At 45.1% G+C, this 22,683-nt stretch carries 17 protein-coding genes and 1 riboswitch; of the genes, 5 read left to right on the top strand and 12 right to left on the bottom strand.

All coding sequences use genetic code 11. The annotated features are described in order from the left end of the window. Positions 1–780 (bottom strand): phosphonate ABC transporter ATP-binding protein, encoded by a 780-nt coding sequence (gene phnC / locus BMX79_RS04545; RefSeq protein WP_091479643.1) that lies wholly within the window; start codon positions 778–780, stop codon positions 1–3. Positions 781–876: 96 nt separating this feature from the next. Further along, positions 877–1,965, bottom strand: a complete 1,089-nt coding sequence (locus tag BMX79_RS04540) for a phosphate/phosphite/phosphonate ABC transporter substrate-binding protein (protein WP_091479641.1) — start codon at positions 1,963–1,965, stop codon at positions 877–879. Between the two features lie 323 nt (positions 1,966–2,288). Between BMX79_RS04540 and mscL the strand changes: the two genes are divergently transcribed. Then, positions 2,289–2,705 (top strand): large conductance mechanosensitive channel protein MscL, encoded by a 417-nt coding sequence (mscL, locus tag BMX79_RS04535; protein WP_170230958.1) that lies wholly within the window; start codon positions 2,289–2,291, stop codon positions 2,703–2,705. Positions 2,706–2,895: 190 nt separating this feature from the next. Here mscL and phnE (BMX79_RS04530) read toward each other — a convergent pair whose 3' ends face one another. The 3 genes from phnE (BMX79_RS04530) to phnC (BMX79_RS04520) are packed head-to-tail and all read right to left on the bottom strand — an operon-like array spanning position 2,896 to position 5,269. Then, positions 2,896–3,699 carry a phosphonate ABC transporter, permease protein PhnE gene (gene phnE / locus BMX79_RS04530; protein ID WP_218025344.1) on the bottom strand — a complete coding sequence of 268 codons (804 nt, stop codon included), beginning with the start codon at positions 3,697–3,699 and terminating at the stop codon, positions 2,896–2,898. Beyond that, complete coding sequence (phnE, locus tag BMX79_RS04525) at positions 3,696–4,502, bottom strand: phosphonate ABC transporter, permease protein PhnE (RefSeq protein ID WP_091479638.1); 807 nt, start codon at positions 4,500–4,502, stop codon at positions 3,696–3,698. The genes phnE (BMX79_RS04530) and phnE (BMX79_RS04525) overlap by 4 nt, the downstream gene beginning before the upstream one ends. Beyond that, positions 4,499–5,269, bottom strand: a complete 771-nt coding sequence (gene phnC / locus BMX79_RS04520; RefSeq protein WP_091479634.1) for a phosphonate ABC transporter ATP-binding protein — start codon at positions 5,267–5,269, stop codon at positions 4,499–4,501. Before phnC (BMX79_RS04520) ends, phnE (BMX79_RS04525) begins: the two co-directional genes overlap by 4 nt. A gap of 427 nt (positions 5,270–5,696) precedes the next feature. Here phnC (BMX79_RS04520) and BMX79_RS04515 point away from each other — a divergent pair, with 427 nt between their 5' ends. Continuing rightward, positions 5,697–6,380 (top strand): DUF554 domain-containing protein, encoded by a 684-nt coding sequence (locus BMX79_RS04515; RefSeq protein ID WP_091479633.1) that lies wholly within the window; start codon positions 5,697–5,699, stop codon positions 6,378–6,380. A gap of 71 nt (positions 6,381–6,451) precedes the next feature. Here BMX79_RS04515 and BMX79_RS04510 read toward each other — a convergent pair whose 3' ends face one another. The 4 genes from BMX79_RS04510 to gltB all read right to left on the bottom strand — a co-directional run bounded on the left by BMX79_RS04510 (position 6,452) and on the right by gltB (position 15,732). After that, positions 6,452–7,363, bottom strand: coding sequence for a phosphate/phosphite/phosphonate ABC transporter substrate-binding protein (locus tag BMX79_RS04510; protein ID WP_091479630.1), 912 nt, complete (start codon positions 7,361–7,363; stop codon positions 6,452–6,454). A gap of 433 nt (positions 7,364–7,796) precedes the next feature. Further along, complete coding sequence (locus tag BMX79_RS04505) at positions 7,797–8,966, bottom strand: hydroxymethylglutaryl-CoA synthase (RefSeq protein ID WP_091479628.1); 1,170 nt, start codon at positions 8,964–8,966, stop codon at positions 7,797–7,799. A 680-nt stretch (positions 8,967–9,646) separates the two neighbouring features. Next, complete coding sequence (locus tag BMX79_RS04500; RefSeq protein ID WP_091479625.1) at positions 9,647–11,143, bottom strand: glutamate synthase subunit beta; 1,497 nt, start codon at positions 11,141–11,143, stop codon at positions 9,647–9,649. Positions 11,144–11,169: 26 nt separating this feature from the next. Further along, positions 11,170–15,732 (bottom strand): glutamate synthase large subunit, encoded by a 4,563-nt coding sequence (gene gltB / locus BMX79_RS04495; RefSeq protein ID WP_091479624.1) that lies wholly within the window; start codon positions 15,730–15,732, stop codon positions 11,170–11,172. 145 nt (positions 15,733–15,877) lie between these two features. Between gltB and gltC the strand changes: the two genes are divergently transcribed. After that, positions 15,878–16,774, top strand: a complete 897-nt coding sequence (gene gltC / locus BMX79_RS04490) for a glutamate biosynthesis transcriptional regulator GltC (protein ID WP_091479621.1) — start codon at positions 15,878–15,880, stop codon at positions 16,772–16,774. 385 nt (positions 16,775–17,159) lie between these two features. Here gltC and BMX79_RS04485 read toward each other — a convergent pair whose 3' ends face one another. The 3 genes from BMX79_RS04485 to BMX79_RS04470 all read right to left on the bottom strand — a co-directional run bounded on the left by BMX79_RS04485 (position 17,160) and on the right by BMX79_RS04470 (position 20,669). Further along, the gene (locus tag BMX79_RS04485; protein ID WP_091479619.1) at positions 17,160–18,062 is read right to left on the bottom strand and encodes an NADP-dependent oxidoreductase; all 903 of its coding nucleotides are present in this window, start codon (positions 18,060–18,062) and stop codon (positions 17,160–17,162) included. A gap of 104 nt (positions 18,063–18,166) precedes the next feature. Beyond that, on the bottom strand, positions 18,167–19,534 hold the full coding sequence (mgtE, locus tag BMX79_RS04480; protein ID WP_091479616.1) for a magnesium transporter: 1,368 nt from the start codon (positions 19,532–19,534) through the stop codon (positions 18,167–18,169). Positions 19,535–19,772: 238 nt separating this feature from the next. Next, a riboswitch (M-box (ykoK) riboswitch) is annotated at positions 19,773–19,942 on the bottom strand. 100 nt (positions 19,943–20,042) lie between these two features. Then, positions 20,043–20,669: a phosphoribosyltransferase gene (locus BMX79_RS04470; RefSeq protein ID WP_170230957.1), complete on the bottom strand. Its 627-nt coding sequence runs from the start codon at positions 20,667–20,669 to the stop codon at positions 20,043–20,045. 272 nt (positions 20,670–20,941) lie between these two features. Between BMX79_RS04470 and BMX79_RS04465 the strand changes: the two genes are divergently transcribed. Both BMX79_RS04465 and wrbA read left to right on the top strand, forming a co-directional pair. Continuing rightward, positions 20,942–21,349 (top strand): YtxH domain-containing protein, encoded by a 408-nt coding sequence (locus BMX79_RS04465; RefSeq protein WP_091479610.1) that lies wholly within the window; start codon positions 20,942–20,944, stop codon positions 21,347–21,349. A gap of 710 nt (positions 21,350–22,059) precedes the next feature. After that, positions 22,060–22,668, top strand: coding sequence for an NAD(P)H:quinone oxidoreductase type IV (gene wrbA / locus BMX79_RS04460; RefSeq protein ID WP_091479607.1), 609 nt, complete (start codon positions 22,060–22,062; stop codon positions 22,666–22,668). Positions 22,669–22,683: the final 15 nt, after the last annotated feature.

Below are 22,683 nucleotides of genomic sequence, written 5' to 3'. Positions count from 1 at the left end.
CTAGACCTCTGCTTCTTCCGGATCATCCATTTTAGGAACATTGTCGGCACTGCCGTAGATCTGGTCCAGTACATCCTGAGAAACATCTTCGGATTTTCCGTCGTAGACCACTTCTCCCTGACGGATACCGATTACGCGATCGGCATACTCCAGAGCTAATTCGACGTGGTGGATGTTGATCAGGATGGACATGTTTGTTTCCTGATTGATGCGTTTGAAGTCGTCCATGACCACTTTAGCTGTGACTGGGTCAAGGGAAGCAACCGGTTCATCCGCTAAGATGATATCCGGGTTCTGAGCAATCGTACGGGCTAATGCCACACGCTGCTGCTGCCCACCAGAGAGCTGATCGACACGATTATAAGCTTTGTCCAGAATTCCAACTTTATCCAGAGCTTCAAGTGCTTCTACTTTTTTCTCCTTAGGAAACAGACCAACGAACTTTCTCCACCAGGACAGTTCAGGTACAGATGAAATCAATACATTATTGATTACTGATGTACGTGTCACTAAGTTGAACGACTGGAAGATCATTCCAATCTTACGACGGAAAGAACGGATCTGCTTTCCACTCAGTTTTCCGACATTTACATCATTAACGGTCAATGTCCCCTCATTAATTTCATGCATACGGTTGATGCAGCGGATAAGTGTTGATTTTCCAGCACCCGACAATCCGATGATCGCAACGAATTCTCCCTGATCAATGGTCAGATTTACATTTTTTAAAGCAGTGACCCCATTCGGGTATGTCTTGTTTACATCTTTAAATTCTATCATTTTGGCCTATTTCCTCTCTGGAGATAATCAAAAAGAAAGCCAGGAGAGGGCGCTCCCAGCTTAATTTTTCATTTAGTTTAGTCGTAAATTCATAAATTATTCAGACATGTCGCGTAGAATCTGTTGTGCTTCTCTTTCTACGTCATAGTCTTCGCTTGTTGCAGGCTCATAACCTTCGTGTGAGTAGATCGCGATAACTTCGCGTCCTTCGTCTGTCTGTGCAATGTTGATGAATGACTGCTGTAGAGCTTCGATCAGATCGTCATCCATGATTTCTGAGAACTGGCTGACACTGATTGTATCGTTGTAGATTCCCGGTGTTACACCGACGACATCTGTATCTTCCCAAATATCGTTTTCAGCACCAAAGTCTTCTTCCCAGATATCAACATAGTCGCGACGTGCATCTGCGTAAGCAACGATCAGGTCGACCTGTTCAGCTGCCAGTCTTGCAAATGAGTTCGCATAAGAGTCAGCTTGAACGATCTGGCTCAGGTCTGTCAGAGACTGACCAAAGTTTTCCTGCAGCCAGATTGTTGGATAAATGTATCCGGCAGATGAAGATGAGTTCATAACGCTCCATGACGCTGAATCAACATCCTCCCAAGTCAGTTCTTCTCCGCTGTTAATTTTATCAGCTAATTCTCTACCTTTTTCAGATGGACCGGCGATAAGGATAGAACGGTAGTATGTGACCTGTTCATCAGTACCTTCAGTCGGTTTGTTTTCATTCCATTCAGCTGGGTTATCTGAATCATTGTTCAGACCAGCACGTGTTGAAGTCAGAATAACTTCTGCAGAATCATCATACAGGACGTATGTTCCACCTGGAAGGAAGCCCACATCAAGTGTACCGGCAGACATTGCTTCTCCAACCGCTTCATAGTTTGTTCCTACAGTAATTTCAACTTCGCCGACATCGTAACCATGTTCAGCCAGCTCAGCAATCAGGAGATCTTCTAATGGTTCAGTTGCAACATAAATCTCGTCAGGGTCACGTGAAGGGACAAATCCAACTGAGATTTCATCGATTTCGATCATATCTTCGCCTGCAGCGCCATTTTCATCGGCTCCGTCAGTTTCTTCTGCTGTTTCATCAGCGCCTTCATCATCGTTCCCGCAGGCACCTAGTAACATAACTGAAGCTAGTGTAATACCTAAACCTTTTAACCATTTCTTAGACAAAATAATTCCTCCCAATTCTATGTTGCACATTTATGTGCTGTAAATATGTACGATTAACGCACTATTCGATATTAACATTCGGCAATTGAAAAGTCTATCACTTTTTTTAAGATTGTTATATCCGTTTATTTGCTAAAAAACGAACAATGTAGGTATAGCACCCCTCCTCGTTTGACTCTAATTCCAGTATACCGGGATAGATAGCCCATCTCCACCTTTTTTTTGTAAAAATTTTGTAAATGTGACTAAACTTTTACTCTTTTATTTTAAGTGAGATGGTATAAAATAGAATATAGTTAACAAATTGAGAAAGGAAGATTAATTTGATAAAAGAATTTCGCACATTTTTAATGCGTGGAAATGTGATTGAGCTGGCTGTCGGAATCGTTATGGGTGCTGCGTTTACAGCAATCGTGACTGCTTTGGTTGAACATGTGATCACACCCATCATTGCAGCAGTTACTGGTAATGCCAGCATCGACCAGCTCACCTTCCAGATCGGAACAGCACAAATTGGATACGGAGAATTTCTTCAAGCTGTCATTGATTTTGTACTTATCGCACTTGTACTATTTGTCATTATCAAAGTGATCAACAATCTGTCCCGCAAGCCGGAGGAAGCAGAAGAAGTTGAAGTCGAGGCACCGAGCGTAGAAAGCTACCTGGAAGAAATACGTGATCTGCTTGCAGAGAGAGTAGACCCGCCTCATTCTTCGCGTGATGATCGTCCTTTAGAATAAGGGTTCTTATAAAGAGTGGTATCCATAGACCAGCCGACTGCCTCAACAGCACCGGCTGGTCTTTAATTGTCTATTTCTATATGACTGGATGGAAACTCTATTCTACTGACATTACTCTAGTACAGGCGAGTTCAGACTTGTCATCATCCGAAAGCCAAAAAAGTTGCCCAGCATATCAGCTTGAGCAACTTCAGACTAAGTTCGACCTTATCTTTCCACTTATTTTATCGATGATCACAACGAACACGATGACAATGATCAGAATCACACCGACTTCTTCCCAATGCCTCTGCTGCTGTGAAAGAATCAGCGGAACCCCGATGCCTCCAGCTCCGACTAGTCCAAGTATCGTTGAAGCCCGGACATCTATTTCAAAACGGAACAGCGAGATTGACAAAAATTGCGGCAGGATCTGAGGGAGAATGCCATACCAGAACGCCTGCAGGTCATTGCCTCCGCTTGCTTTGATTGCTGCGATCGGCGCCTGATCGATCGACTCGATACTTTCCGAATACAGTTTGCCGATCATGCCAATCGAATTGACGCTGATAGCCAGTACACCTGCAAAGGACCCAGGACCGACGGCGGCCACAAAGAATACGCCGAACAGCAGCTCCGGTATCGAACGGATAGCATTTAAAAACAGTTTGCCTAGGTAACTGGCTCGGCCTCCACTGTTCCTTGCCGCTAGTATCGCAACCGGCAGGGCAAACAAGGAAGCAGCAATCCCTCCTGCATAGGCAATAGCAATCGTTTCGATCATCTGCCAGCCTCTCTCCACAAATGAAGGCCAATAGGTCGGGTCAATGAGAGGGACGACAAATAACCTGTAAAGAATCGTTCCTGGAGAAGACTGCGAGGATGCAATGGAAAAATCCTGTGACCAGAGACTGAACGCGTATAAAAAAGTCAGACTCATCACTACGAGATAGATCATTGTTTTCTGTTTTAACGTACGTTGAGACCGAAGAGAAATTCTGTCCTTGTTTTTCACGCGAGTCTGCTCCTTACTGTCTGGCTGATATAATCAATCACACTGATGGCAAGAAATAATACGAATATGATGAGCCCTAAACGGTCATACCTGAACAAGCTCATCTGTCGTCTGATCAGCTGACCGATTCCCCCTGCGCCTACAAAGCCCAGTACAACGGAGGCTTTTAAATTGATTTCAAGCACATACAATATATGTGACAGATAAATTGGGGTGATCTGTGGCAAAACGCCATACCGGATAACCTGAGGGGTGTTCCCACCCATTGCCTTGATGGCCTGGATCGGCCGTTCATCAATTGATTCGACCGATTCACTGGTCAGCTTAATTAGGATTGCTGCCGAGTAAATCATGAGTGCCAGAATACCGGATACCGACCCTAAACCTACAACGGCTACCATGAGTACGACCATTATAATGTTCGGGATCGACCGGACGATGGTCAGGACAACTCGCATCCCTCCGTAGGATAACGGGTGTCTGTTCAATGTCGATGAGGAAAAAAAGAGCAGCGGAAAAGCCAGGACTGCAGCCAGTGTTGTGCTGATCAAGGCAATATTGAACGTTTCGATCAGCTGATTCACTACCGTTGGAAAGTAGCCGAAGTCAGGCGGGAAAAAGTCCTCTATCAGCATGCGGAAGAATATCGGGAATGCCGACAGCATACGGGCCAGTGAAGCATTCGTCTGACGGATCGCAAGATAATAGAGCACGAGAACGCCCGCACTCACACCAATCAGTTTGATGTAGAATGACGGCTTGAATAGCCTGACTTTACTGGAAGAGGTCTTTTTTCGTTTCACGAGGCATCCCCTCTTTTCTCATCCTCACGAATCGGACGGCCGTATATCTCTTCAAATGTCTGTTCAGTGACTTCATCGATGTGGCCGTCAAACACCACTTCACCATCCCGCATCCCGATGATCCGGTCGGCATACTCCATTGCCAGATCGATAAAGTGCAGATTGACCAATGTTGTCAGCCCGTCTTCTTTACTGACGCGCTTAAGGTCTCTCATGACCTGATGAGATGTTGGAGGGTCGAGTGACGCAACAGGTTCGTCTGCCAGAATGACTTTAGGCTGCTGAGTCAGGACACGTGCAATACTGACCCTCTGCTGCTGCCCTCCACTGAGCTGGTCGGCTCGGACATACGCCTTCTCATCGATACCGATTCGTTTGAGATTGTTCATTGCGAGCTGGAGGTCTGCTTGAGGAAACCGCCCGATCAGACTGTTGAAGGTCGATGTATGACCCAGCCGACCGACCATCACATTTCTCAGGACAGACATGCGTTTGACGAGATTGTAATCCTGAAAAATGATACCAATCTGTGTACGCAAGGCACGCAGCTTCGACTCTTTTAATTTGGAAATAGTCTGACCGTCGACGATCACTTCGCCTTCAGTCGGCACGACCATCCGGTTGATGCAGGTCATTAAAGTAGACTTACCGGCACCGGACATTCCTACGATGACAACGAACTCGCCCTTATTTATTTTTATATTCACATTTTTTAATGCTTCGACCCCATTTGAATATCTTAATGAGACATTTTTGAATTCGATCACGCAGCTGCCCTCTTTTCATGAACTTCGATCTGTCTATTTTATCTTACTATTCAGTATACTATTTTTTCCACTCTATTTCGATTGTCTCTCATTGTCAAGCTTCAGAATAATCTCATGCTCAGACAGGCAGCAATCTAAATAAATTTTCTCTCATTTTGTAATCGCTTGCATATTTTTGTTTGAGAATAGGGTATAATAAACGAGGAGAGTAAAGGACCTTCTATAGATAAGCAGCGAGGCCCTTTCTGACTGACTTTACTTATTCTGATGGATAACCGGTTTACTAAGGACGGGTTATTGAAGAAAGATTGAAGCCCCCAGGTTTTGATCTTTCTTTTTATTTTCCTCTTGTAAAACCATTTGTATGTAACCTCAGAGCCTTATATAATAGGTTAGAATACATACCTCTGCGAAGGAGTTCTTTTTTATGTTTTTTGGAGTAATCATCAATACATTAGCTATATTCATCGGTGGAACAATCGGCTTGTTTGTCAACAAAGGGATTCCTCTAAGAATTGAGAAAGCCTTGATGCGTGCGTTGGCTCTCAGTGCTATATACATCGGCATCACAGGGATGATGTCCGGAGAAAACACCATTTATATCATTCTATCTCTAGTCATTGGAGCAGCAGTCGGCGAAGTCATTGATCTAGATGATAAAATCCATCAGCTCGGGACATCTCTGGAATACCGTTTTCCGTCGAAAAATGGTTCATTATCTATTTCCAAAGGTTTTGTCATGTCGAGTCTGATCATGGCTGTCGGCGCTATGTCGATTGTTGGCCCTCTAGAAAGTGGCTTGACGGAAAATCATACAATCCTACTGACAAAAGCTCTGATGGACGGCATTACCAGTATCATTCTCGCTTCGAGTCTGGGTATTGGCGTCATTTTTTCCGGCGTCCTTGTCTTCTTATATCAAGGGGCCATCACATTATTCGCCAGTGCATTAGATATCATCCTTACTGATGCGATGATCAACGACATCAATGCCGTTGGATCGATTCTCATTCTGGCACTTGGTCTGAATATTCTCGAAGTGACCAAGCTGAAAGTCATGAATTTCGTACCAGCCATTGCGATTCCGCTTCTTTTCTTCTTGTTTTACTAAACGAAAAATCTGCCGGCATCTGCAGCCTCTTGTAATAGAGTCACGCATACCGACAGATTTTTTTATTCCACTTATTCCTCGATTAAGTCCTCAAACTGACTGTATACATCCCGGACAACATCATAATCTTCCGATTCAGCTGGAGCGAACCCTTCCCAGTTATAGACATCTGCCAGGACTTCCAGCATATCAGGGTCATCATTCATATTCAGAAATGCATTTTCGATTCTCTCTTTTAGGTCTTCAGACAGGTCACTTCGAACTGACAATGTGGCGTTGGGTATTTCTTCTGTGGTTCCAATGACTCTGATCTGTTCGAAAATGTCCGGAATCTCATCTTCAAGGCGTACACGGGCATCTTCAAAAGTCGTTGCGAAATCTGCCTGACCATCAAGAACTGAAAGTAATGCCGTATCGTGCGCGCCGACATCGATTTGAGTAAAGTGAGTATCCAGATCGTCTACGCCAAGATCCATCATCTGCTGGGCCGGGAACAGATATCCTGATGTTGATGTATAATCGGTAAATGCCCAGACAAGCCCTTCAGATTCGATCAGATCGTCAATTGAATCAATATCTGAGTCAGCCGCAACATTATATTGAGCAACATAAGAGTCAGATCCATCACGAATGGCCTTCAGAAGCACTTCTGCATTCGCTCTTTCTTCAGCCTGCACATAGGCAAAAGGTGGCAGGAAGGCCACATCAGCATTCTTGTTACGCATCGCCTCAATCAGACCCGTGTAGTCTGTCATCACCTCGCCTGTTACCGGAATACCCAGCTGGTCAGACAAGTACTCTTCAAGTGGTCTCGCCGATTCTGCCATATTCGCCACATCGGCTGAGGGGAAATAGCCGAGTACCAGTTCTTCGACTTCCTCTACCCCATCTGATTCTGTATCTGTATCAGCCGTTTCAGTACCACATGCAGTCATAAGTAGGCCTGCGCTCAATCCGATAAATAAGCCTTTTAACTTTTTCATTGATCCATTCCTTCCAATACATCTATTCTTCTATGCTGTAACTCCCCATTATTCTGCACGAATTCACATATTCCGTCAATAGCCTACCTATTAAAACATCAAATACCGATGACTTTCCTTATAATCATGCTACCTTAGAACGTTCTTTATACCAACTTTCGTGTAATCTAATCCAAACTTCACCCGAAAACAGGTCCTTGTTTACTAGTTTATTTTTTTGTTCACAATTAATGAGTCGACATATAAAAAATAATACATCTGTTTATTTTAAAAGTGGTCGACTGCCTTAGTTAATATTTCACTGGTGAAAGGTTTACTTTTTATACGCATAGCTTACGAAACAGGTGATCAAAAAATCACATAAGGAATATATAATTTTGAAAAACAGTCAAAAAAGCACTGACTTTTCAGCCGGTGCTTCTCGTTAATCATTTTATTTTACAGCGTACACACGAATATTTTCTTTAATAGCAGCTAAATGAGCCTTTCCTACATTGACCTGTTCATTATCGATGTCCACATCTGATCCGTCTTTAGGCAGCGCCTGTTCAAGAATCGTTTCGTATTCATCAATAGACAGCTCGCGACGATCATCAAGCACAGATTCATGCGCTTCTTTATTCAGGAACTGTTTATAATCAGGCTTGACTACCCCACTGAAGAATTCACCTACCGCTCCGGAACCGTAACTGAACAATCCGATACGTGCGCCTTCTTCCAGTTCAGGTCCCTGTTCCAATAGTGACAGAAGACTCAAATATAAAGAGCCAGTGTAGACATTCCCTACTTGCTTATTGTAGTAGATGCTGTCGTGATAAGAGTTCATCAGGCGCTTCGTTTCACTGTCGTCTGCGTCTTCAGTCAGTGCGAGAATCGCTTTCTTACCCATCTTAGTATATGGCAGGTGGAAGCACATCGCTTCAAAATCGCTCAATTCACGATTAGTCTGTTCTTTATAGTTGTTCCATACTTCTTTCAGGAAGCTCAAGTAAGCTTCATTAGAAAATTTCCCGTCCACAAAGGCATAATCTGAATACAATGGGCGCCAGAAATCAGAAATATCTTTCGTCATTGACGCACTGTCATTATCCAGTGACAAGACTCGAGGGTTCTGTGAAAGAACCATCGCAACAGCTCCAGCTCCCTGGGTCGGTTCTCCACCAGTTTTCAGGCCGTATTTTGCAATATCCGCACCTAAAACGAGTACTTTACTTTCAGGATTCAATGCAATATGTCCCATTGCCATCTTGATTCCTGCAGTCGCTCCGTAACAGGCCTGTTTCAGCTCAACACAACGCGCATTTTTCTGAATGCCTGTCAGCTGATGGACCCATACGGCACCAGACTTGGAGTGATCGACACCTGACTCTGACCCAAACAAGACAAAGTCGATAGATGCTTTGTCTTCATCATCTAAAATAGATAACGCTGCATTTGCCGCCATACTGACCGAGTCGTGATGCAGTGGGGCAATAGCCATCTTTTCCTGACCAATACCGATCGTATACTTAGCAGGATCGACACCTCTGACCTCTGCTAATTTCTCCATATCTACATAAACGTTTGGTGTATAAAATCCAATCTTATCAATTCCTATATCCAATCGATTGTCCTCCTGTCGTCATTCTCTCTATCTTAACTCTCATACAGTATAAATCAGCTTGTTTAAAATTTATTTAAGAAAATTAAAGAATGACACGAGCTTTACCCTCGCATCACTGCATCAGACATGACAGTTTTCATTCTTTGAAAGGTGTATTAAGTAGTCAGCTTGTCTTAATAAAACTCCCATAAGTTGTTTTTTCGAGTTTTCTACTTTATAAATCTTTTACTATGTCGATGACTACATTTTCCTTCAGACTACCCAAGAGTGAGGCCCTTAGGACTAGTCAGTTACTAAATTATTTTCATAGTATCAAAACAAGATGATCTTAGGCATACTCTGTCCCATCAGAAGAATGAGTGGTCATGATTATCTGTATAATGATATACTCGATATATTTAAGTACATCTGACTTACCTGACATGACTGTACTTCGGTAAATTCAACTTAACCTCATCCTTAGGTACGCCTAAAATCTCATATTTCAGCATACTCACCCGTCATTAGAGTGCCAGCAAACCTAGCGTCTAAAAAAACGAGCCTCATTACAGTATACGTTACGATACCCGATTTTCTTATACGATATGCTCAACAACACCTAACAAATAACACCGCCTATCTTTAACTCTTCAATCAAAGTTAGGCGGTGTTAGTGTACTATTCAATTATTCTAAGCTCAATTAGCCCGTCAGGACCGTCGGAAGGACCGTTTTACCCATCAGATACTGGTCAACCTGATACGCAGCTTCCCGGCCTTCATTGATCGCCCAGACGATCAGACTCTGTCCGCGTCTGGCGTCTCCAGCCGCAAAGATTCCTTCTCGGCTCGTTTCAAATCGGCCGTATTCCGCATCGATGACGCCTCTGTCAGTCTGTATACCGAACTGAGTAAGTAGGTTCTTTTCTGCCCCCTCAAATCCAATGGCCAGCAGGACCAGATCAGCTTCCCATTCCTGTCCCGAATCCGGCACTTCTTCATAGACAAAGATCCGACGTTCCTCATCTCTGACTTTTCTGGCGCGTTCAGTGTATAATCCCTTGAGCACGCCTTCTTCCGTTCCGAGAAAGGCTCTGGTCTGAATCTGGTATTCTCGGATGTCTTTGCCATATAGCTTTTCTGCTTCTTCGTGACCGTATTCTAATGTAAATACTTTTGGATAAGCCGGCCAGGCATTCAGATTTTCACGCTTAAAGGGAAACTGCAGACTGCGGGCAAACTGAGTGACGCTTTTTGCCCCTTGCCTTATGGCTGTTGCTACACAGTCGGCACCCGTATCGCCGCTACCGATGACGATGACGTTTTTGCCTTTTGCATTAAGATCTTCGTCCGTCTCCGATTCTCCAATGGTCTCTTTTACTGACTGAGTCAAATAGTCCATCGCGAAATGAACCCCTTTTAAGTCGCGTCCGTCAATAGGCAAGTCGAACGGTTTTTCAGCACCAGTACAGACAATGACGGAGTCAAACTGGTCTTCGATCTCTTCAGCAGAGATATCTTTTCCAACTTCTGTATTTAAAATGAATCGGATTCCTTCTTCTTCAAGCAGATCGATCCGTCGCTGGACCACATGTTTTTCCAGCTTCATGTTTGGAATACCATATGTCAGCAGGCCGCCTGCTCTTGAATTTTTTTCAAATACAGTGACTTGATGACCAACCTGATTCAACTGATCAGCCGCCGACAGTCCGGCCGGTCCTGAACCGATGATGGCAACTTCTTTACCGGTACGACTGGATGGGATTCTCGGCTGGATCCAGCCCATTTCGAATCCCTTGTCGATAATGGACCGTTCTATGTCCTTGATTGCGACGGCATCGTCTGAAATGGCGACCGTACAGGAGCCCTCGCAAGGTGCCGGGCAGACTCGTCCAGTAAATTCCGGAAAATTGTTGGTTTTCAGAAGGCGATCCAGCGCGTCTTTCCACCTTCCTTTGTAGACCAGGTCGTTCCATTCCGGTATAAGGTTATACACCGGACACCCTGTCGTTGATCCATCGATTGTCGTCCCCATGGAACAATAGGGGATCGAACAGTCCATACACCTGGCTCCCTGACGCTGAGCCTGATCATCCGGAATTCGACTTTTGTACTCTTTCCAGTCTTCAATGCGCTCTTTAGGGTCCCGTTCTTTGACGTATTCCCGATTAATTTCCATGAATCCTGTCTTTTTTCCCATAGTCCTTCTCCTTTCCGGCTGATCGGTCAGCTTGGAACAATGGTCTGTTCCTTTTTGTTCTGAGCTTCTTTTTTCTCCATAAATACCGTCAGTTCCGCTTCATCTTCAGATAAACCTTCTGACACATAAGATCTGATTTGTGCAGTCACCGCTTTGTACTCTCTTGGAATGACCTTTACAAACTGATCGACGGCTGCATCCCAATCATTCAGCACTTCCAGAGCACGTGTCGAATGAGTGTACGCTACATGTTTCTGAATCATCTCTTTCAGTTCCTTTTTGTCCTCGTCGTCCGTCAACGGTTCGAAGTCAACCATTTCTCCATTGGCTCGTCTACTGAAGGCTTCCCGATCCGGACTCCAGACATAAGCGACTCCTCCGGACATGCCGGCTGCAAAATTCTTGCCGACCTCTCCTAGAACAGCGACTCTACCCCCGGTCATGTATTCACAGCCGTGGTCTCCAATACCTTCCACAACTAATGAGGCTCCACTGTTTCTGACCGCAAACCGTTCTCCTGCAAGACCGTTGATGTATCCTTCTCCGTCAGTCGCTCCATAGAACGCGACGTTTCCGGCAATCACGTTCTCGCTGGCGCTATATGCAGCCTCTTCCGGGGCCGAAACAACGAGCTTACCTCCGGACAGGCCCTTGCCGACATAGTCATTGGCATCTCCAGTGACGATGATTGTCATCCCTTTGGGAATAAATGCGCCGACACTTTGACCGGCTGACCCTTTACAGTTCAATGTAATGGTATCCTCAGGTAAACCGTCTGCCCCATTTGACAGCGAAATCTCGCTCCCTGTGATCGTTCCGATGACCCGATTCATATTCGATATATTTAAATGCAGACTGATTGGTTTTCCTGAAACAACAGCTTCTTTTACATTGGGAAGAATCGTCGTCATATCCAGAGACTGATCGATTTTATGATTCTGACTGGATTTATTTAGTCGCTGCTTGCCTTTTGGCTGAAACAGAATCCGGCTGAGGTCCAGCTGAGACGCTTTCCAGTGGTTCCCTGCCCATTCTCCAAGCTTTAGCAAATCTGTTCTGCCGATCAGTTCATCGATACTTCTGTAACCCAGTTCAGCTAGTATTTCTCTGACTTCCTGTGCAATAAAGGTCATGAAATGAATGACATGTTCCGGTGTTCCCATAAATTTCTTCCTGAGTTCCGGATTCTGCGTAGCAATGCCGACAGGACAGGTATCCAGATGACAGACCCGCATCATCACACAACCGAGTACAACTAGAGGTGCGGTCGCAAAGCCGTATTCCTCAGCACCGATCAAAGCAGCCAAAATGACGTCTCGTCCTGTCAGAAGCTTGCCGTCCGTTTCAAGAGTCACACGTTCTCTTAAGTCGTTCAGCAGAAGGGTCTGATGCGTTTCGGCAAGTCCCAGTTCCCATGGCAGTCCCGCATGACGGATACTTGTTTTAGGTGAAGCGCCCGTTCCCCCGTCGTAACCTACAATCGAAATGACATCCGCATTACCTTTGGCTACACCAGAAGCGATTGTGCCGACCCCGGCTTTTGCAGCCAGTTTGACACTGATTCTGGCGTGACGATTTGCATTTTTCAAATCATGAATCAGTTGAGCCAGGTCTTCGATCGAATAAATATCATGATGAGGCGGAGGTGAAATGAGTCCGACACCTGGTGTAGAGTTTCTGACAGAAGCAATCCACGGGTAAACTTTCTGACCCGGCAACTGCCCACCTTCTCCGGGTTTTGCTCCCTGGGCCATCTTGATCTGGAGTTCTTCCGCGTTGACCAGATAGTGACTGTTGACACCGAAACGGCCTGAAGCGACCTGCTTGATGGCACTTCGTCTCAAGTCTCCATTCTCGTCTCTCTGGAAACGGGCCGGGTCCTCCCCGCCTTCTCCAGAATTTGATTTGCCACCCAGACGGTTCATGGCAATCGCCAGCGTCTCATGGGCTTCTGGACTGATCGATCCAAACGACATCGCGCCAGTTTTGAATCGTTTGAACAGAGCTTCGATCGGTTCAACTTCTTCGATTGGAATAGGCTGACGGTCCGATGTCAGGTCAAATAAGTGTCGAATAAATCCTTTATGACCAATATTGATGTTTTCTGCATACTGCTTATACAGTGTTTCGTCTCCTCGTCTGGCCGCCCATTGAAGCTTGTGAAGAGACAGCGGGTTGTAGACGTGCCGCTCCCCGCCTTTTCGCCACTGCATCTCGCTTCCTGAGTCCAGAGACTGGTACAGGTCATTCTGATAGCCCTCTTCATGTCTCATTCTGGCTTCTCGAGCAATAGTTTTTAAATCGATCCCATCGATTTGAGAGGCTGTTCCGGTAAAGTGTTCCGCAATGACTGTCTCACTGATTCCAATAGCTTCGAATATCTGAGCCCCTCTATAACTTTGAACCGTTGAGATGCCCATCTTGGACATGACCTTGATGACACCTTCAGTAGATGCCTGTCGGTAGCGTTCAACGGTCTCTTCATAAGATGTTTGAAATTCCCCTTTACTCACTTCGTCACGAATCGTTTCATAAGCAAGATAAGGATAAACCGCATCTGCTCCGTAACCGATCATCGCTGCAAAATGATGGACCTCTCTTACTTCTCCACACGCGGCAATCAGACTGACCTTTGTCCGTAACCCTTTCCTCACCAGAAACTGGTGGACACTGCTTACAGCTAAAAGGGTTGGTATCGCCGCCTGGTCTTCATTCATTTGCTGATCCGAAAGAACGATTAGCACCTTACCTGAAGCAACCGCTGTTTCTACTAGCTCATGAAGCTGGGCCAGGCTTTTCTCCAAGTCGTCAGAGAAGAGCGTATCGACAGTCAGAGTGTCAAAGCCTTTTTCCTCAATATGGGCGAGACTAGTGAACTGCAGTGGACTGAGAATCGGTGAGTCCACTCTGATCCGGTGGCTCTCTTTAGACGAATTATGGAGAAGATTACCTTCCGCACCAAGCCAGGTCAGTGTAGACGTGACGACCTGCTCCCTGTAGGCATCGATCGGTGGATTGGTGACTTGCGCAAACAGCTGCTTGAAATAGAGAAACAGCGACTGCGGCCGGTCTGACAGAACTGCTAGAGGTGTGTCGATCCCCATTGCTCCGATTGGATCTTTACCTTGATTGATCAGAGGTTTCAGGTATTTCTCAATATCTTCTGTCGTGTATCCGAGAGCCTTCTGCCTCTGCACAAGCTGGTCGACAGGCTCAGCATTTTCAGTTGTATGGGCCAGATCATTTCCCAGTTCAACAACCTGCTCTTCAAGCCAGTCCGCGTAAGGTTCCTGACTGATGATGCTATCTTTCAGCTCTTTGTCCGGTATGATTCGTCCCTGTTCCAGATCGATCATCAGCATATTTCCTGGACTCAGTCTTCCTTTAGATACAATATCCGCTTCATCGACATCTATGACACCAGTTTCAGAAGCATAAATAATCGTGTCATCTTTCATGACATAATAACGTGCCGGTCGCAGACCATTTCTGTCCAGCAGAGCGGCAATCTGTCTGCCGTTTGTAAATGTAATGGAGGTCGGTCCGTCCCAAGGCTCCATCAATGTGCTGTGATACTGATAAAATGCTCGTTTTGCCTCACTCATATCTGGATTGTTTTCCCAAGGTTCGGGAATCAGCATCATCGCGGAATGCGCCAGGGAACGGCCGGCTAGCGTAAAGAACTCAAGCGCATTATCCAGAACAGACGAATCGCTGCCTGTCTCATCTAAAATGGGAAGGATTTTTTCCAGATCTTCCCCGAACGCTTCTGAAAAGAAGCTTTTTTCTCTGGCTTTCATCCAGTTGATGTTGCCTCTTAGCGTGTTGATCTCCCCATTATGGATCAGATAACGGTTGGGGTGTGCTCTTTCCCAGTTGGGTATGGTATTCGTACTGAATCGTGAATGAACCAGCGCAAACGCCGACGCATAGTCCGTATCCTGGAGATCCATATAAAATCGGTCCACTTGACCCGATGTCAGCAGACCTTTATAAACGATGGTCTCGCTGGAAAAGCTAGGAAAATAGAAGGCCTGTTCGTTCTGAGCGGACAGCTGTTCTGCCTGTTTCCTTATCACATAGAGCTTGCGTTCAACAGCTAGCGTATCAGTCAGTGAGTCGTCCATTCCGACAAATATCTGCCTGACGTATGGCGCCGTTTTCTGAGCCTTTACACCGATTTCGCGGGCATTGGTCGGTACGGTTCGCCAGTCGATGACGGTCTGACCTTCCGCTTCGATCAGCTTGTCGATTGCTGCTTCCCATTGAGCCTGATTCTCATCTCCCTGATGGAAGAAAATCATTCCCACGCCGTATCTTCCAGATTCTGGAAGCACCTTGTTCGTCATCTGCTTTCTGAAAAAAGCATCCGGTATCTGGGTCATGACTCCGGACCCATCCCCCGTATGCGGATCGCTGCCCTGACCTCCCCTATGGTCCAAATGCATCAGCAGTTCCATGCCTTTTTTTACAATATCATGGCTTTTCTTGCCTTTCATATTTGCGTACAGCCCGATGCCGCAGTTGTCCCGTTCAAACTGTGGCGTATACAAGCCCTGTTTCTGAATAACAGAATTAAATCTAGCCATTATTATCTCCCCTAACTAGTCAGTGACCCTTTATTCTGTTTTATCGTGTCCTATTATTGTAATCCTTTGCAATTATGCTTACAATACATATAATTGATCGATATGATCTGTTTTTGATATAAATAAGGAAAGAAAGGAGAAGCAGATGGAACTGAAACAGCTTATCTACTTTATAGAAGTTGCGGAACGCGAGCATATGTCAGAGGCCGCCCAGAACCTGAATGTGGCTCAGTCGGCATTGAGCCGTCAGATCAGCAATCTGGAGGGCGAACTGGGGGTCGAACTGTTTGAGCGCGCCAGTCGCAGTCTCAAGTTGCTTCCGATCGGTCAGACCGTACTGAAAGAAGCCCGGGACATCATGCATCAAGTGGATCACTTGAAAAAGCAAGTGGACGACTATAAGAAACCTGAGTCCGGAATCGTGAAAGTCGGCTTCCCGACAAGCCTGGCGACCACCTTACTGCCTCATCTCGTGAGAACATTTAATGAGAATTATCCGACAGTCCAGTTTCATCTAAGACAAGGGTCCTATCAGTTTCTTGTCGATGCAGTAAAAAGTCGGGAGCTGAATCTTGCCTTTATGGGACCCGTCATCACAGATGATCCTGCAATAAAAGGGGACCGCCTGTTTTACGAAAAAATGCTGCTGCTTGTACCGAGACATCACCGCCTGGCCGGCAAAACATCCGTCAAGATGGCGGAACTGCAGCAGGAGAATTTCATACTTTTTCCGAAGGGGTATATTCTGGAAAAGCTGGTGATCGACGCATGCCGGCGTGAAGGGTTCGACCCGCATGTCAGTACGGAAGGGGAAGATATGGATGCCGTAAAAGGAATGGTCGCTGCAGGGATAGGTGTAACCTTGCTGCCGGACAGCGCTATTACTCAGCACGAAAGCTCTTTTCTGACCTGTATTCCGGTCAGCGATCCTCATGTGGGCAGAAGTGTGGGTATGATCACTCCCACGACCAGACAGCTGACGCCTTCCGAGCAGCTGTTTTATGACTACGTATTATCACAGTTTGACGAAGCTCGTTATTAAAATGTTAACTGGACTAATTCTTCTCTCAAAATGACTGGAAGGTCTGACAGCTGGTCAGCTGTCTACATTTTAAAGGGGCGTATCGTTGGGTCTGAACCAAAATAGGACTCTGACGGGCATACTTTGTTTTTAAGACTGCACGAATGGCTCATAACTCGATATATGGATCATTGACGTACGATGATAAACTGCGAACATACCATAAAGTCGTGATATGGTATATTCGCTAGTCATTCTTATATCCGAATCGTCCATATCACCATATATGAGCGGTTCGACTCCTCCTGCTATCTATCGGAAAATAAAAAAGAGCCTGTTCGCTGCGACGCAAACGGGCTCTCCTATTTATTCTGATCAAAATGCGATTTCTTCTCCTGTTTCTAAGCTATTCAGGGAAAGTCAGGATGATTTTTCCACCTGTATGGCCTGTTTCACTCAATTCATGAGCTTTCCTGACGCCTTCTTCCGTAAAGTCCAGCATCTCTGAAATGACCGGTCTGATTTTTCCTTCCTCAAGCCACGTGAGCAGATCTTCCAGCGCTTCTTTTTTAGGACTCATTGAGAAAAATTCAGCTTTGACGGCTGTATTTTCGTCGGGTTTTGCTGCAATGGACAATAGGTGTCCGCCTTCTTTTATGACCGACAGACTTCTAGTCTGAACGTCTCCGCCTACTGTATCGAATACAAAATCAACCGGATCAAGCAACTCTTCGAAAGCCTCTGACTTGTAATCGACTGGACGATCTACATCTAAATCCTTGAGTAGACTCTGGTTCTTGCCACTTGCCGTTGATGCCACCCAGGCACCTTTGATCTTAGCGATTTGAACAGCAAGTGACCCTACACCGCCTGATCCGCCATGTATCAGGACTTTCTGACCATCTTTAACCTGCCCTCGTGTGACTACCGCTTCATAAGCCGTTTGTCCGGCTAATGGAATAGCTGCGGCTTCCTCGAATGAGACCATATCGGGCAGGACAACAGCCCTGTCAGGATTGACCACGACAAATTCTGCGTATGTTTTCGCCCCGTTTGCCATGATGCGGTCTCCAACTTTAAAGCCAGTCACGTCGTCGCCAACTTCTACTACCGTCCCCGATACATCTCCGCCGATAATCATCGGAGTTTTCCCACCAAATAACCCTTTTCTACGTTTCACGTCTACCGGATTGACACTCGTGGCAGCCATTTTAACAATCATCCGGTCTGGTTCTAGAGTCGGTCTATCGATGTCTTTCATCTGCAGTTTTTCTATTCCGCCAAACTCGTCGATCACTATTGCTTTCATGATATGACCTCCTGAAAAGTAGTCTTCTTATAATAGTTTACCATGAAAAAAAGCAGACCGCCTTGAGTGACAGCCTGCTTTTCTTCAATTAATGGGGTCTTAAATTACATCAAGTAGCCAAGCAGCTGAGTCACTAGTATGAAGTAAATGACCAGCCCAGATATATCTTTAATTGTTGTAATAATCGGATCTGCTCCTGCAGCCTGATCGATGCCTAGTTTGAATAGGATGTATGGAATAAAGAAACCAAGTGCGGTTGCCAATGTCATAGTGACTGCCAGAGCAACACCAACGGCTATTCCCAGTTCAGGAATCCCCTGCCAGACGGAAGCAATGATCCCTGTCACCAGTCCCACAAGAGCACCCATGCTTAGACCGACTAGGGTCTCTTTTCCTAAATGCTTCATAAAACGGTTGGTATCGACATGTCCCAGAATTAGTCCACGGGCAAAAATAGTTGAGGACTGTGTGCCTGCATTTCCTCCCATATCCATAATGACCGGAATAAAGATGGCTACTGCCGCAATCGCTTCTAAGGCCTCTTCAAATGAATCAATGACCACACCTGCGAGCAGACCTCCGACCATCGTAATAACTAGGAAAGGCAGTCTGACTTTCCAAATCTGCATAATAGACCCGTTGACCAGACGCTCACTGCGGTTGGATTCCCGGTCATTCAAGTCAGCCAGACCGGCTTTATCGAAGATATCTTCTGTTGTTTCTTCTTCGATGATATCCATGGCGTCATCGAAGGTCAGGATTCCAACGATCCGATTTTCCTTATCGACGACCGGCAGAGCAAGAAAGTCGAGTGTCTGAAGCATCCGTGCCGCCTCTTCCTGATCGGTATCCGTCGAAACTTTCGCTACACGCTTGTGCATGACCGTTTCGATACGTGCCTCGGGATCAGCGATGACCAGTTCTCTGAGTGACAGTACACCTTCCAACATTCTTTTTGCATCGGTCACGTACACGATATAAATTGTCTCTTTTTCAGCAGCCGTCAGCCTGATTGCTTCGAGTGCTTCCTTTACCGTCTGTTCTTTTTTAACTGTGACGTATTCCGGTGTCATCAGACGACCCGCTGTTTCTTCTTCGTAACCCATAAGCAAAGCCGTTGCCTGCCGTTCTTCCTGGTTGAGTGAGCCGATGATTTTTTTTGTGACCTTAGCTGGAAATTCATCCAGCAGACGCACACGATCATCCGGGGCCATTTCTGCAAAGACCTCGATGACTCGTTCTTCACTGAACGAGCTGATCAGCTGCTGCTGACTGTTCGGATCCAGTTCCTCGAATATATCCAGCGCACGGTCTTTAGACAGCAGGCGAAAGACCACTGCCTTTTCGTCCGCAGGCAGGTCATGCAGCAGATTAATCAGATCAAGATCCCCTGCACCTGACAGTGTCTGCTTCAAGCCTTCCATATCTCTTTTTTCAAGATGAGTCCATACTGTGTTTTTGAATTTTTCCATGATGATTCCTCCAATATAATTCTTTCTTTTGAGACTTCCTCGTCTTCCTTATAGCCCAACTTAAACTTTCACTGTCGTCATTTATCACCATGACTTCACCCCCATTTTTTTGCAGAAAAAAACGGCCTCCAGATTGTGTCCGGAAGCCGCATACTAAACCATTATCAGAATAAAGAGTAACACTCGTGCTGCTTACTGTAATTATACATTTGCCTGTCAATGCAAGCCAAATGATCATACATCTACTCTTCGTCTGGGTTTTAGCACTAAATGACGTAGATTCGTGAAGAATCAGCTATCTTATGCAAGACCTTAATCCGATCATGCCTGTTCTACCCATTGGCTTCTCTCGAAGTTTTTGGGCAATAGCCTGTGTTCATTTAGGAGCCTCTCCTAACAAGTATTTGATTTACCGTTTTTCAGTTTATATAAAAGTTTACTCCGTGTCAAAGGAAATAACTATTGTTTTTATTTCTGCCACAATTTTAATCAGTTGTCCGTTGGTTTTTTACAATGATTTCAAAAGCTTTTCCACTTCACTGTCCTCTACTTGAGGGAAATGATCATAGTAAGCCCCGACTGCCCCCAGAAAGTGATCCGGCACCTCAACAGCTACCACCTGATCGACTGCTTTTTTCAGCGTTCTATAGGTGTCCATAGGAATAACAGGCACAGCAATGATTATCTTCTCAGTGCCCTGGTCTATAACTGCATTGATCGCTGCTTTGATTGTCAGTCCAGTAGCGATCCCATCGTCTACAATAATCACCGGACGGCCCTTTACCGGTTTGGTTTCCAGCCATTTTGCATACATCTGCCGTCTGTTTGTCATCTGTTTTCTCAATACGTTTACTTCTCTATCGAGCCAGTCCCCTTCGATCCGGTCTGTTTCCATTCGATTCAAAAGCGGGTCGCCACTCTCTGAAACTGCACCGATTGCGTATTCTGACTGATACGGATGTCCGATCTTTTTTGACAGCAAAACGTCGAAGTCCAGCTGATGTTTGCGGGCAATTTCTAAGCCTAAGGGTACCCCGCCTATTGGAAGAGCAAGCACGACTGCATCTTTCACATCTATATGATTGAGTTTTTCGGCCAGTTGTCTGCCTGCATCCTGTCGGTCATGGAACAACATAAGATCCTCTCCTATCTTTTTCTTCTTGAGAGAGTGACTATTTCTTCCAAATCTGCCATTTATTTTACTCACCATTTCAGTGACTTGCTGCTTTTCGATCTTTACACACCGACTATAGCATATTATCTCGTCAGGTCCATTCAGAGCCCTTTTCTATCCGAACGATGAGCTTTTGAAATCTCTCGAGGGATTCTCTTTTCAAAAAAGTAAAGTTTGTTCTATAATGAGTAGAGAGAATTCAACATTATTTATTTGTCAGGGAGGAATGCACTATGTCATTTATTAAAGGCGCATTAATCGGAGCAGCTCTAGGATTACTGTTTGCTCCTAAAAGCGGGAAAGAAACACGTGACGATATCGCTCGTCGATTTGATGATTCGAAAAAACAGGCCAGTGAATACGCAGATAAAGCGAAAGTGAAATCTGGAGAATTGGCTCAAACTACGGGCGAAGCAACTGAAAACATTAAGCTGACTATTTCTAAGACAGCTCAGGAACTTCGCGATCAGTTGCATCATGCTTCTGAAGAAATCAGGAAAGAAGCGATGGATCTGAAAGACGAAGTTAAAGTAACTACTGAAGAAGCTGCAGAAGAAGTATCTGCAGAAGTCGATCAGGCTACTGAAGATCTGAATAAGGACCATGACAATGGGTCTAAAATCCCGGGCGAGCCTGGTTAGGTCTTTTCACTCAATCAGTCTGAAATAGATTAGCAACTTTTAATAAGCTGGAACCAGCAGGGCATCCTGTGGGTCCCAGCTTATTTTTATGTCTTTTGTTATGAATTTATTGAAGAGTTTACTCATTAGAGGCTATATATAAAATCTTACGCTATCTGTTCACCCTAATTTATCGCTGAACTGCCGTTAGACTGTTTTTACTTATAGTTAATTGGATCAAAGGTGTTCTGATCTATAAGTAGACCTCGTCTACTTATACCTTATTCAATGATTTTTCTCTGAATTACCGCTAGACCGTCTCTACTTGCATCTTATTATATTTTTTCGCCCCAAACTACCACCAGACTGCCTCTACCTATACCTTATTCAATAATTTTACTCCGAATTACCGCTAGACTGCTTCTACTTACATCTTATCCCACAATCCCACTATTAAACTACCACTAACTCCCCAGCTACTTACACCTTATTCATGATCCTAAACTCTGAACTACAAGTAGCCCTCCAAGACCCTTCCAAGTCATTAAAGGGATTGCCAGATCCTCGAATCCAGGAAATAAACCTGCTAAATCACACTGAAACCTTCTAAAAAAAACTATTTACATTTATCAGTTGACACTTCAATCGATTTGAGTTACTATACAAAGGTAAGTAATACGAATTAGAGATAATCTACTTCGAAATAATAATTAAAAAAGGAGCACATACACATGTCAGTTAAACTATCCATAATTTATTACAGCTCAACAGGTACAAACTATCAACTTGCTCAGTGGGCGAAAGCTGCTGCAGAAGCTAAAGGAGCAGAGGTTCGTTTAGTAAAAGTAACAGAACTTGCGCCAATGGGAGCGATTGAATCAAACCCTGCATGGAAAGAGCATTACGAAGCAACTAAAGATGTTCCTGAAGCTACTTCAGATGACATCACTTGGGCAGACGCACTTCTATTCAGCGTTCCTTCACGTTTTGGTACAATGCCTTCTCAGATGAAACAATACATCGATTCACAAGGTGGACTTTGGGCTAACGGACAGACAATCAATAAAGTCGTCAGCGCAATGTCTTCTGCTCAGAACCCTCACGGTGGACAGGAAGCAACAATCCTTTCACTATACACGTCTATGATGCACTGGGGCGCAATCATCGCGGCTCCTGGTTACTCTGATCCAGTATTATTTGGAGCTGGAGGAAATCCTTACGGAACATCTGTCACTGTAAGTGGTGAAGGTGAAATGCAGGAAGACGTTAAAGGTGCTGTTGAGCATCAGGTCAACCGTACACTTGATATCGCTTCTATGGTCGTTAATGGTTCAAACTAATTAACTCTACTCAAA

The organism is Alkalibacterium pelagium (assembly GCF_900109325.1).
Classification (GTDB): domain Bacteria; phylum Bacillota; class Bacilli; order Lactobacillales; family Carnobacteriaceae_A; genus Alkalibacterium; species Alkalibacterium pelagium.
Note: the sequence above shows the minus strand (reverse complement) of the source record. Positions and strands in the feature narration are given on the sequence as shown.